Origin of the sequence: Carnobacterium maltaromaticum DSM 20342 (assembly GCF_000744945.1) — a bacterium.
In the GTDB taxonomy this organism is placed as follows: domain Bacteria; phylum Bacillota; class Bacilli; order Lactobacillales; family Carnobacteriaceae; genus Carnobacterium; species Carnobacterium maltaromaticum.
The window spans coordinates 2,255,672-2,268,675 of sequence record NZ_JQMX01000001.1; the positions used below are offsets into that span (position 1 = coordinate 2,255,672).

A 13,004-nucleotide genomic window follows, 5' to 3' on the forward strand; every position below is an offset into this window, starting at 1 on the left:
AAAATGGAGGAGGAAAAAAAATGAGCTTAAAAAAAAGAGCCATTACATTAATGATTACTTGTTTTGTAGTAAGTGGTATCAATATAATGACAGTGAATGCAATGGATCAAGAAGGGGTATTACCACCATTTGAGAATACTCAACGTATAGAAAATGGTGTAAAAAAAGTAAAAGAGAGTAATGGACATTTATATACTGCAGGAGAAAAAAAAGAAATAATAGCTTTACAACAAACATATAACTCATTACAAAGTGAGCAATTGCCTCAAACAAAATATTTGGAACAACCTCTTGTTGGAAGTTCAGGGTATAAACTGGGAGTATTAAATTCAGAAACGATAGAAAATGCAACAAAAAATCTGAATTATTATCGCCAAATTGCTCGGTTATCAGATGTAGTAACTACATCTGACCCTTTAGAATGGAGTCAGTATGCGGCTGTAGGAATGGCGGCTACCCGAGATCAAAGTCATGGACTTATTAATTCTACTAAACCGGAATACATGGAGAAAAAATTCTGGGAAAAAGCAGTTAATTATAGTAATAAAAGTTTATTACATTCATCTTATCAAGAACGTAGTTTAAATGACCATACAGAAGCTTATTTAGCAGATTACGGCAGTGGAAATAAGCAAGTAGGTCATCGTTCATGGCTGTTAAGTCATGAGATTGGAGAAATCGGATTTGGATATGCACCTGCTGAAAATCCAACGTCTACTAAGCAGGCAAACTATTACAATGCTATGTATATTTATGATACAACAAATAAAACTATCCCAAAAGAGACTATAACGACTTGGCCTTCAGAGGGAGTATTTCCCATTGATTTAATGAAAAATGAAGATCGTCCTGAGGAATCCCTTCGTTGGTCAGCTCATCTAGACACGCGTGGCTACCAAGTGTCGGATGAGACGACCGTAAAAATAACCCATAAAGAGACGAAAGAAACGTGGTCTTTCTCCAAAAATAGTTCAGAGGGAGCGTTTTTAATCAGCCCCAACAAAGCAGGAGGACATACAAATATCATGTTCCAACCAGGAACAGAAGCTAAACCTTTTACGTATGATGTAGGAGATATTTTTTCTGTTCAAATTGAAGGGATTACAGGTGCAGCAACTTCTTATACCTATGATGTTCGCTTGTTTGATATTATGGAGAAGTTACCTGATATCGAGATTGATTCAATCGCTCTTTCCACAGATAAAATCGATTTAAAAATAGGAGAAACAGCTTCAATAAATGCGACTATTTTACCCGAAGAAGCTACGGATAAAAGTCTGAGATGGTCTACTTCAGATGAGTCTATTGCAACAGTCGATCAAGAAGGAAAGGTTACAGCCATTTCCGAAGGTTCTGTTACTATTAGCAGTCAATCTTTATCTGGAAATGCCACTCAAAGTTTAATTTTAACGATTGCTCCTATTAAAGCAGAAAGAATAGGCTATTTATTAAGTAACTATGGCAATATCCCTGTCGGAGGTACACTTCAAATCAATGGATATGTTGAAGCACCCTACAATGTTTCTAATAAAGAAGTCATATACAAAATTCAACCAAAAGACGAAGGGAAAATAACTGTTTCTGAAACAGGGTTGGTCACTGGAATAAAAACCGGTATGTACTACCTTGAAATTATGTCAGCTGACGGAGGCGCAAGAGAAAAAAATGTGAGCATTTCAGTCGGTTCTGGACACTGGATGACAGCTACGGGCTTTCCTGTTTATTTAGGTGGTACACCACTCACACCCATTCCGGTATCCGGGGTTCAGTTCAATCAATCTAATTTAACAGGAATCGAGGGGTCAACGTGGTCTCTCACTTCAACTGTTTCACCTACAAATGCAAGCAATACGTATAGACGCTACCGTTCAGATGATCCCACAATTGTTAAGGTTCTTAATAGAGATAGTGGGGAATTGGTTGCTTTAAAAAAAGGAGTCGCTACAATTACAGTATTCACCGCAGATGGTTTATATGAAGATACCCTTCAGGTTACTGTAAACTAATTAAAAAAGGAGATGGAAAAAATGAAAACATTAGTAAAGATAAGTCTAGTGAGCGCGTTTATTTTAAGTTTAGGGGTAGAAAGTTTAGTAGCTCACGCAGCGGACACACCTTATGTAAGTAACGGGATACTAGATATGATTCCTGGAACAGGAGGAACACCTCCTTTATATCCGGTTGATCCAGATGCGAATAACCCTGTGGAACCTATTGAGCCAACCCCTCCAAATCCAGGGACTGCAGGGCCATTGAGTTTAGATTATGCTTCTATTTGGGATTTTGGAAAACAAAAAATTAGCACAAAAGATGAAGTTTATTATGCTAAATTAATTCCATTAAAAGATGGACGAAGTGTTGCCCCTTATGTACAAGTGAGTGATTTACGAGGAACAAATAGTGGGTGGTCTCTTTTTGTCAGACAAGAGGAACAGTTTGAAAATGAGGAACTAACGAATTCAGAATTAACAGGTGCAGAACTTCATTTTGGATCAGGGGGGGATGTTTCAGGAACACAATCAAATATAGATTATGCTAGTAATGTTCCATATAGTAGAAATGGTCCTTTAGTTCCTGGAGGAGGTAACGTTAATGTTTTCCTTGCTTCAGAAGGAGCCGGGAGCATGACTTGGTTGAGGAGCTTTGGTGATAATTACGGAGGAGGTCAGACTCCTAGTACAGCTGTACGACTATCTATTCCAGGACAAACACCCAAAGATGCTGGTCAATACAAAACGACCCTAACATGGACATTAAGTGATGTTCCAGCACCACCTAGACCTGTTTTACCTGACGCACCAGAACCTTTAAATTAAATAGTTCTGTTGCAAAATTTAAAGATAAGACAAAATTCATCTGAAAATGATAACTCCTAAAAATAAGATGTTCATTCTAAACATACTAAAAAAATATACCCTTTTAAATTAATCAAGGAAAATTGACACAGAAAAGCATATTTTTTGTGTCAATTTTTTTAGTCTATTTTTAGCAAATGGTCTCTATGAAGATATCATTCAAGTCTCTGTACACTAATTAAACGAAGGATATAGATAAACAATAAGGGAAATAGTAAAATTAAGTCTAGTAAGCACATCAATTTTAAGTTCAGGAGTTCAAGCAGCCGATACCTCTTTATATCTAAATTTCATCAAGACTTTAAAAGTTAATTACTATCAAAAATAACTTTATTTCTAAACAATAGAAAGCACATCACGTACTTTCCATTTCCTTCCTTAACCCCTATATAAAAGCATTCCCCACTAAAAAACCTCACTACTTGTGATATGGTTCGCCTTTCATAATCCGAAAACCTCGATAAACTTGCTCCACCAATACCAGACGCATCAGTTGATGGGGCAATGTCATCTTGCCAAAGGAAATTGGTGTGTTGCTGCGTTTCATCACTGCTTGACTCAATCCTAATGATCCACCAATAACAAATACCAAATTACTTTTTCCTTGAATCCCCAATTGTTCAATTTCTTTTGAGAATTCTTCAGATGTTCGTTGCTTTCCCTCAATTGCTAAGGCAAAAACATAGGCATTTTCAGGAATTTTGGCTAAAATTCGCTCGCCTTCTTTTTCTTTCACTTGCAGCATCTCTGCTTCACTTAATTTTTCAGGCGCTTTCTCATCGGGCACTTCAATAAGTTCGATTTTGCAATAAGCTCCAAGTCGTTTTGTGTACTCATCGATACCCATTTTTAAATACTTCTCTTTTAGTTTTCCCACAGTTATAATTTTGATATTCACAGTTTTCCTCCGTTAATCACAAGTTATCCACAAAAGTTATCCACATGTCCACAATTTAAAATCATGATTTGGTAGGCGTACACTTGTTCACCACCATATATATGGGTTGACATTCGCAGTAATCGCATTTTATTATTTTGTTATCCACAGCTTTAAACTGTTCCATAACAGGCAACTCAAAACCGCCGTAAACAGCGTCATCAAGCGCTTCTTCTATATGTTCTAAACACGCGTATATTGGTTTCATCCACAACACCTTTCTCATTTTGTGGATAAGTTATCCCACTAATAATCCACCTATTTATCATTTTACAGTACTTATCCCCAATCTTCATCTTTTTTTTTAATTATTATCCACATCTTAGTAAAAAACAGATTGATTTTGTGTACTAGTCAGCCTCTGTGGAAAAGTTAAATCCTAACTATTTTTATCTTTTCTACACTAACTATGGTACACTTTACTCATAGATTTTATCATTATTAAGGAGGTTTTTCTTATTATTAAAGTAGAATTACAGTTCCCATCAAGTAATGGGGTCAATCAAATTTTTGCTAGTTGTTGGAAACCAGAAATTGAGCCCATTGCAGTCCTACAAATCAGTCACGGAATGGCAGAATTTATTGATCGCTATACTGATTTTGCTGAATTTTTAACTGGTCATGGCTTTTTAGTTGTTGGCAATGATCATTTAGGTCATGGCCGCTCTGTCGCTGCTAGCTCTGATTTTGGGTATTTTTCTAAGAAAAACAGTAAAGATTATGTGATTGAAGACATCTATACTTTGTATCAATTAGTAAAGCAAGATTATCCAACATTGCCTTATTTTTTAATGGGTCACAGTATGGGCTCTTTTATTGTTCGTAATTATTTGCAGAAATATGGAGCTTCAGTAGATGGCGCAATTATCATGGGGACTAGTGGACCTAAGTTAGAAACAGCACTGATTTTACCAATTCTAGAGGTTTTAAATAAGTTACAACCTCGTAAGCAAAATAAGTGGGTTGATCAATTGGCTTTCGGTAGTTTTAACAATTACTTTCCTGAGGATGTCGCCGAATTTGCTTGGCTCAGTGAAAATCAAGAAAATGTTCAACGTTATATGGATCATCCGCAAACTGGTTTTATTTTTACAAATAATGGTTTTTTAACGCTCTTTACGTTGTTGCAAGATGCTACAAAACCTGGGTGGGCTAATCCGATTCCCCGGGAATTGCCTCTATTAATTATTTCGGGTGAGGACGATCCAGTAGGACAAATGGGAGTGGGGATTCGTAAAGTTTTCCGCGAGCTTGAGGAGTTGGATTTTGTGGATGTCACGTTCTGCAGTTATCCGACTATGCGCCATGAAATTTTGATGGAAACGAATCATTTATTGGTTTATTCTGATATTTTAGACTGGCTAAGTAAACATTTATAATAGTAAACCTACCTTTAAGGATCACAGTCCATCTTTGATGGATGTGTATCATGTTTCTAAGTTGCTTAAGCAACAAGAACCATGATAAAAAAGACTGCTGGGATTAAAATCCCAACAGTCTTTTGTGTTTATATGCTATTTGCTGCTTCCATTGTTACTTTGGCTGTTTCTAATTTTCCATCACGATAGAACTTAACTTCGACTGTATCCCCAACTTTTAAGTTGTAGATAACTTTACGAAGTGAGACACTATCCGTAATTTTTTGGCCATCAATCTCAGTAATTGTATCATATTGTTCTAGACCGCCTTTAGCTGCTGCGGAATCTTTTTGTACATTTGTAATCACAACACCTTCAGTAACATCTTCTGGTAATTTAAGCACACTTTGTTGTTGTTGTTCAGAAATTTGTGATAGGTCTCTTAAGACTACACCTAACACTGGACGAACAATTTTACCATTTTGTTGTAATTCATTGATAATTTTCACAACATCGTTACTTGGAATCGCAAAACCCATTCCTTCAACAGTATCTTGTGAAATTTTCATGGAGTTGATTCCGATAACTTGACCGGCTAAATTGATTAAGGCTCCACCTGAATTTCCTGGGTTAATTGCAGCATCTGTTTGGATTGCTGTCATATCCCAATCTTCAACGCCATCGCCATCAATATCCATTGCTACGGATCTATCTTTTGCTGAGACAATTCCTTGTGTGACAGAAGTTGCAAAGTTTGTTCCTAGTGGTGAACCAATCGCAATTGCTGGTTCTCCAACTTTAATATCATCAGAGTTTCCAAATGTAGCAACTGTTTTCACTTTATCAGCAGGAATAGAAAGTACTGCTAAATCTGTCCATTGATCTGCTCCAATTAGTTTGGCTTCTACTTTTGTGCCATCTTTTAGAATAACTTCAATAGCATCAGATCCATCAATAACATGATTATTTGTTACGATGTAAGCTGTCTTGCCATCTTTTTTGTAGATAACCCCACTACCTTCACTTTGGGTTTGTAGGTCAGAGCTATCACTACTTTGGCTTGAATTTCCGCCACCTTGCAAGAAGTTTCCTTGAGAGTTCGCCATATTCACAACAGAAACTACAGCATCTTCAACTTTAGCTACAGCTTCAGTTGTATCCGTCGTTACATTTGCTGAAATATTTGATGTTTGCACATTTTTGGCTGTATTGTTGTTCGTTGACCCAACGTTTGTGTCTTGGGATTGCGTGTACCCATACAAAGCACCACCGCCTAAAACAACCATAACTAATCCACCGACTAAACCACCAACTAGACCACTTTTAAAACCGCCTTTTTTAGGTGTTGGTGGTTGTGGGTCTTTCTTTTCATTTTTGGGTGGTCTTACGCCGCCGCTTCCACCATTTCCAGCGCTTGCTTCAACTGGCTGCTTTTGTGTTTTTCTACGCGGCTCAACTGTTTTTTCAACAATCGGCTCACTTGGTGTTGGCGCTACCGTTGGTTGTGGTTTTTCTTCCCTCTTATCTGCAGCGATTGCATCATCTAAAGCTTTTCTATCTGCCAAAATTTCTTCTTCTGGAAAGCGTTCTTGGTTTTCATTTGTATATTCATCAAAAGTTTCATTGGTCATACCAGTTCCCATTACATCTTCAGAAGAAAGTTCTTGGTCGACAGCATGATTTTCTTCACTTGAAATTAAATTTCCATTTTCATCGTATCTCATTTTCCAATTCACCTCGTTATTTAGTTTAAGTATTTTTCTATACTCTTAGTTTACAATTTAAATTTGAATTTTATATGAAAATAATAGGACTAAATTCTTATCTTTTCTTTATTAGTCTAACATAATTTGAATTATTTATGTTAGCAATAGCCTTATTAAATCACTATTTTGAAATTTTTATGAATTCTATGAATGAATGATTATGCAGTATCTCGTATTTATTTTTAGCAAATAGCTACTTTTTTATACTCAGAAGTAAAAAAATAGAGACTGGAAAAATTCCTAGGTCTCTATTTTATATCACCAAACTAGACAATAAATAGTGGTGCAGCTTTATCTGGGTCAGTATCGTAGATTTTAAATTGTTCTTCGACGCCTGTTCCTTTTTCACGTAAAACACTGACTGCTGTCATATGAGCTAATTCTTTTAAATTATTTTCGCGGCTTAAATGTCCAAGGTAAATCCGTTTCGTCGCATCTCCTAGAACTTCAGCCATAGCAATTGCGCCATCTTCATTAGATAAATGACCTTTATCTCCAAGAATTCTTTGTTTTAACGACCAAGGATATGCGCCCATGCGTAACATTTCTAAATCATGATTGCTTTCAAATAGGTACGCATTTGCATTTTCAACAACACCGCGCATTCGATCATTTACATAACCTGTATCTGTAATCATTGCGAAGCGCTTATTATTTTTGTGGAAGCAATAAAATTGTGGAGCAACAGCATCATGAGAAACGCCAAAGCTTTCAATATCGATATCTCCAATAGATAAAGTTGTGCCCATTTCAAAAATATGCTTTTGCTCCGTTTTGACTTCGCCTATAATTGGCGACATCGCTTGCCATGTTTTTTCATTGGCATAGACATCCATTTTATATTTACGAGCTAAGACTCCCACACCATGGATGTGATCGCGATGCTCGTGAGTGACTAAGATACCATCTATATCCGCAATATCACGGTTAATTTGTTTTAATAATTCCGTTACTTTTTTCCCACTTAAACCACTGTCTACTAACAGTTTCTTTTTGCCTGATTCAATATACGTCACGTTCCCAGAACTACCGCTAGCAAGAATACTAACTTTTAACGCATCTGTTTCTTCAGTAATCATAAATAGTAGTGCCTCCTCTATCATCCTACTTATTTTACAACAAATCCTAGTGGAATAAAAGCCCAACTACTTTGAATTTAAGCTTTCTAACTACAAATAAAAGGGTTGAGAGCATCTCTGCTCCCAACCCCAATCATATTCCGATTATTCTAGTGGTGCTAACTCTTCTTCCGTTGCGGCCCCATCTGAGCTAGAATCAGAATCATTTGTTGTAGAGGATGTATGTTTAATAATTGTCCCATCTACTCCACTCACTAGTTTAATTTTTTCTTCATTTCCAATTTTAAGTGAAACATACCAAACCGGTCCATAAATACTTAAATTATCTTTAGGTAACCATAAAGTCCGATAATAACCTAGTTTAGGGCGTCCATTAATCACACTATCTGCTGGAATCTCATTGTTTTGATACAGAGATTCAATGGCATTTTTTTCTGAAATTAATGGGCGACTTTTTCCAGTCACTTCTATTTTCCCAGCATATGTTTGAATGTAGGAAATAATTTTCCCACCATCCATATGAAAGGTAATTCGTCCGGTACCATCTAATATTCGAAAACCTTCTGCTTTTTGCGTATAGATAATCGCATTTTGGGTAGCTGAATATTTAAAGAAATTATAACTTTCACCAAAAAATATATGTTCCTTAGCAATAAAAGCATCAATTTTCTCAGCATATTTTTTTATATCTTTGCTGTTAAACTTTTCCCCAACAGGAAATAATTCTAATGGTTCCGTTAGCGGTCGATAAATTGTATGCTTGTCTTCCATTGAGATTGTTGTATCTTTTGGCAATTGATCCACTTTTTGTTTCAATAAATTATCATTTTTTGCCTTTACATATGGCACTAGCAATTTCTCATCTGAAAACTGCTTCGCATCAAATTTAATTCCGTCTTTTTTCATTTCATCAAAAGGAACAACTGTCGACGTCTCAGCAGATTCATAAGTTAATGTTGTAGCTTTACCAAAATAAGAATATAAGAGAAAAATATTTAGCGAGAGGAAAGTTAGTAGGAAGATTAGCTCAATTCTTTTAAAATCCATTTCACTTTGCCTCCCCATCTTGGTTATCTGATAGTTCGTCAATATTGTACCAAATACCATTTGTAAAAATATACCAACTTGGTTCAAAATCTACAATTGTATTAGCGCCAGATTCTTCCGACTCTAAACCATCGGATTCTAGATTTTTTGTCCAACAGTAACCAAGTTCAATGTTGTCAATCGTATTAATTGGATACCCAATTGAATCTAAATGTGCAATCAATTCAGATCCATTTAATAGTCGTTTTTCTGCCATTTCATCAAATACTGGTGTTTGAGCAATGACCAATGACATTTGCATTCTTGATAATACACCATCTTTAGCAATCGTTAGATAAGTGCCGCCAAAATCATTTTCCATTCCACCGCGACCAAATACAGGAAAACCTTCAATATATCGACGATAAACAACTTGTTGTTTCGTATTATTATATTGGAAGAAACGAATTTTCCCAGGCCAAACTTCAAAATCTTTTAATTCACTGATGCTATATTTTAATACATCTTGTAAATCCAATTTAACGCTGGTGCTACTCCGGTTATACGTCAAAATATTGGTTTCTTTATCAACGGTTACTTTACTAACATTATCATAATACTGTTCAAAACGTTTATCAGCAGTAGTAGAGTTCGTAATTTCAGATAAATCTTCAAACAAACGATTTCTAATCTCTAAGCTAGGTTTAAGTTCAGCAATATAGGAAGGACTCGACAACTCGACTTCCTCTTTTGGTAGATAAACAAATCGCGTTGCTAGTTTTTGTATAGAAACGTCAACAAAATATTTTTCATTGCTTGTTAATACATCTGATAGCGTTGATTTATTGAAACCTTCAATTTCAGCACTATAAACGGTTCTTGAGTTGTCGTCAAAAAAGTGAATTTCACCTGATTCATTTAAAGGAATCACGATTCTTTGAAAGGTTTGATTCCGATAATTACTAGCTAATTTTGAAAAAGATTTGGTTAATGTACTAAAAGGTCTTGCTGTTGGATAAATAAATTCTAACGAGTTTCCCTCGCCTAGCTTACTTGTATAATCTTCATCATTATATGTTTTGGCATCTTTAATGTTAGAAAACTTCCACTCATAAAATTCCTTATCTAAACGAGCCATTAAATCAGGATTTGAAGCCAATTTTGGATTATTATCCGTATGGAAAACAACACGGTTCGCCGAAAAAATTTCATTTTCTTGCAGTGTAGAATTAATACCTGTTTTCTTACTGTTAGAGTCACTACTATTCTCTATTTTATTTGGCATTGTCCATATCGCCCACGTTAAAACTAGACTTAGTGCGACTAGAAAAACCAAGGCAATTCGAACAAAATATCTTATTTTCATATCCACTCGTCCTCCTCATAAGGAACATAAGGCAATGAAATAAAGAAGGTTGAGCCTTTGTTCTCGATACTCTCTAGCCAGATCTTGCCGCCATGCTTTTGCACAACTTCCTTAGAAATAGCCAAGCCTAAACCAGTACCTCCCATTGAGCGTGCACGAGCTTTATCAACTCGAAAGAATCGATCAAAAACATGCGGAATGTCTTTTTTAGGTACACCAAGTCCTTCATCAGCGATACTGATAACGATATTATTGTGGGTTTCCATTAAACGACAAGTAATTGTACCACCAGAAGGCGAATACTTAATTGCATTATTCATAATATTATCTAGTACTTGAATCATTTTATCTGCATCCACTTCAACCCACAGATCACGCTTAGTAAAATCACGCTTAATAACAAATGGCTTCACTGGTTTATCAGCAGATTGTAGCATCATATCAAATCGATTCAACACATGGCTGAATAATTCGTTGATATTGACATATTCTAATTCAAACGTATCTTTTCCAGCATCCATTCGAGACAGATTTAATAAATCTGTAATCATACGAATCATACGGTCTGTTTCTTCTTGAGTGACAGCTAAAAAGCGTGGGGCAATATCTGGATCTTTCCAAGCCCCGTCATTCAGCGCCTCTAAGTAGCTTCTCATACTCGTTAAAGGCGTTCTTAACTCATGAGATACATTCGAAACAAAGTCACGACGTTCTCGCTCGATTTTTTCTTGTTCAGTGATATCGTGTAATACGCAAACTAAACCACTAATAAAGCCAGTTTCTCTTTGAATTAAAGAAAACTCACCACGCAAAGTCACTTCATTATCTTCTGTAGAAAAATCTAAAATCAATTCTTCTTGTGTCTCTAAAAGATGGCGTAACGTGAAATGTTCTTGTATTTTAAGGATTTCTAGAATCGAATAGCCGACCGCCTTATCTTGCGTTAAATTCAACAACTCTAAAGCCGTCTCGTTAATAATCACAACTTTACCTCGCCGATCTGTCGCAATAACTCCATCCGCCATATGCTCCAAGACACTATCCAAACGGCGCCGTTCAGCTTCCGTTGATTCTTGAGCCTCTTCGACTTTTGTTGATAAATCATTAATCGCTAAAGAAAGCTGTCCAAGTTCATCTTGTCCATAAATCTTTACTTGTCCAGAATAATCCCCTTCAGCCATCTGTGTTGCTTGCTTTTTCATTTCCGAGATTGGCTTCGTTATTGCCCGGGAAATAAATAGGGCTAAAACTACTGTAACTCCTGCAGCAATCATAGATGCTTTAAAAAAGATTTCAGTAATACTGCTGATTTGTTTATAGACCGATTCAATATTACTTTCAACACTGATTACCCCTAAAATTTTGTTATCATCTGAAATAATGGGCATAACGACTTTCCATACCCGATCGTTGTTTTCGTCAGGGTATGGTCTTTCGCTTTGTTTACCAATGACTAAGGCTTGCTTCACGTCATTGTCTTTAGAAATACGTCCAATTGTGTTTGGATTTGAATTTGTCCCAACTATATAATGATCAACATCAATAATCTCGGTTTTCGAGATATTTCTACGAGAGAAATCACTAACTAAACGATTGATATCCTCATGATACGTTTTAGAATCAGGATTTTTTAAGATAGGCTGCAGATTTGTTCCTAGAAAATTAACACGCTCTGAAATATCATCTTTAAAAACATTGACCATTTTTGTCTCTAACTGCCCAACAAAATAAGCCCCAATAATTTCTAAAACAACTATTAACAAGAACACAAATACAATCACAATCTTGAAATGAATGGATTGAAAAATTTTGATTCGCTTATTCATAAAAGCTTACTCCTGTTCAGGATTTCTCAAATAATACCCAACACCACGTCTAGTCACTAACCAACCAGGATGACTTGGGTTGTCTTCTATTTTTTCTCTTAAACGACGAACGGTTACATCAACTGTTCTAACATCTCCAAAATAATCATAACCCCAAACTGTTTGTAGCAAATGCTCACGGGTCATAACTTGACCTAAGTGTCTCGCCAAATAATGTAGCAATTCAAATTCACGATGCGTTAATTCAATCTTTTCGCCTCGTTTTGAGACAATATAAGCATCTGGATGGACTGTCAAAGCTCCAACTTCAATTTCATTATTGTCATCTTCTTCAACAACTGGTGTTGCAGCATTTCCATGACGTCTTAAATTAGCTTTTACACGGGCTACTAATTCACGATTTGAAAAAGGTTTCGTGACATAATCATCAGCTCCTAATTCTAAGCCTAAAACCTTATCGATTTCAGAATCTTTAGCAGTCACCATAATAATCGGCATGTCATAATTTTTACGAACCTCGCGGCAAACTTCTAAGCCATCAATTTTCGGTAACATTAAATCTAATATAATTAAATCCGGTTCTACTTCTGGAACCATTTTTAAGGCTTCTTCGCCATCATATGCTGTACTTACTTCGTAACCTTCTTTAGTTAAGTTAAATTTCACAATGTCTGAGATTGGTTTTTCATCGTCTACGACTAATATTTTTTTCATATTGTAACCCTCCTTGGATTCAATAAAACATTTCTTCCTTTTGATGGATATACTAACTCCATGCTAACCTCCATTAT

At 36.0% G+C, this 13,004-nt stretch carries 10 protein-coding genes and 1 pseudogene; 3 read left to right on the forward strand and 8 right to left on the reverse strand.

Features of this window, described 5'->3' with window-relative positions; translation table 11 throughout:
* The first annotated feature begins 20 nt into the window (after positions 1–20).
* Both BR77_RS10480 and BR77_RS10485 read left to right on the forward strand, forming a co-directional pair.
* The gene (locus tag BR77_RS10480) at positions 21–2,006 is read left to right on the forward strand and encodes an Ig-like domain-containing protein (protein WP_035064859.1); all 1,986 of its coding nucleotides are present in this window, start codon (positions 21–23) and stop codon (positions 2,004–2,006) included.
* A 21-nt stretch (positions 2,007–2,027) separates the two neighbouring features.
* A complete protein-coding gene (locus BR77_RS10485) occupies positions 2,028–2,816 on the forward strand; it encodes a WxL domain-containing protein (protein WP_051926708.1) in 789 nt (262 codons plus the stop codon).
* A 457-nt stretch (positions 2,817–3,273) separates the two neighbouring features.
* Here the strand turns inward: BR77_RS10485 and rlmH are convergent, their stop codons facing one another.
* Together rlmH and BR77_RS19470 are read right to left on the reverse strand one after the other, a co-directional pair.
* Positions 3,274–3,753, reverse strand: a complete 480-nt coding sequence (gene rlmH / locus BR77_RS10490; RefSeq protein ID WP_015075134.1) for a 23S rRNA (pseudouridine(1915)-N(3))-methyltransferase RlmH — start codon at positions 3,751–3,753, stop codon at positions 3,274–3,276.
* 148 nt (positions 3,754–3,901) lie between these two features.
* A pseudogene (locus BR77_RS19470) lies at positions 3,902–4,018 on the reverse strand (hypothetical protein); the annotation flags it as partial.
* A gap of 280 nt (positions 4,019–4,298) precedes the next feature.
* On the opposite strand from BR77_RS19470, the gene BR77_RS10500 reads away from it, so the two are divergent.
* Positions 4,299–5,171 (forward strand): alpha/beta fold hydrolase, encoded by an 873-nt coding sequence (locus BR77_RS10500; RefSeq protein ID WP_080732550.1) that lies wholly within the window; start codon positions 4,299–4,301, stop codon positions 5,169–5,171.
* A gap of 128 nt (positions 5,172–5,299) precedes the next feature.
* On the opposite strand, the gene BR77_RS10505 is transcribed toward BR77_RS10500, so the two are convergent.
* From BR77_RS10505 to yycF, 6 genes are all read right to left on the reverse strand, one after another.
* A complete protein-coding gene (locus BR77_RS10505; RefSeq protein WP_410369087.1) occupies positions 5,300–6,622 on the reverse strand; it encodes a S1C family serine protease in 1,323 nt (440 codons plus the stop codon).
* A 560-nt stretch (positions 6,623–7,182) separates the two neighbouring features.
* Entirely contained in the window at positions 7,183–7,995 is an 813-nt protein-coding gene (locus BR77_RS10510) for an MBL fold metallo-hydrolase (protein WP_010052462.1), read from the reverse strand.
* A gap of 144 nt (positions 7,996–8,139) precedes the next feature.
* Positions 8,140–9,042 carry a two-component system regulatory protein YycI gene (locus BR77_RS10515; protein WP_015075132.1) on the reverse strand — a complete coding sequence of 301 codons (903 nt, stop codon included), beginning with the start codon at positions 9,040–9,042 and terminating at the stop codon, positions 8,140–8,142.
* Position 9,043: 1 nt separating this feature from the next.
* Positions 9,044–10,387, reverse strand: coding sequence for a YycH family regulatory protein (locus tag BR77_RS10520; RefSeq protein WP_035064870.1), 1,344 nt, complete (start codon positions 10,385–10,387; stop codon positions 9,044–9,046).
* Positions 10,384–12,213: a cell wall metabolism sensor histidine kinase WalK gene (walK, locus tag BR77_RS10525; RefSeq protein WP_035064873.1), complete on the reverse strand. Its 1,830-nt coding sequence runs from the start codon at positions 12,211–12,213 to the stop codon at positions 10,384–10,386. Before walK ends, BR77_RS10520 begins: the two co-directional genes overlap by 4 nt.
* Positions 12,214–12,219: 6 nt before the next feature.
* A complete protein-coding gene (gene yycF / locus BR77_RS10530; protein WP_010052454.1) occupies positions 12,220–12,927 on the reverse strand; it encodes a response regulator YycF in 708 nt (235 codons plus the stop codon).
* Between the last annotated feature and the right edge of the window lie 77 nt (positions 12,928–13,004).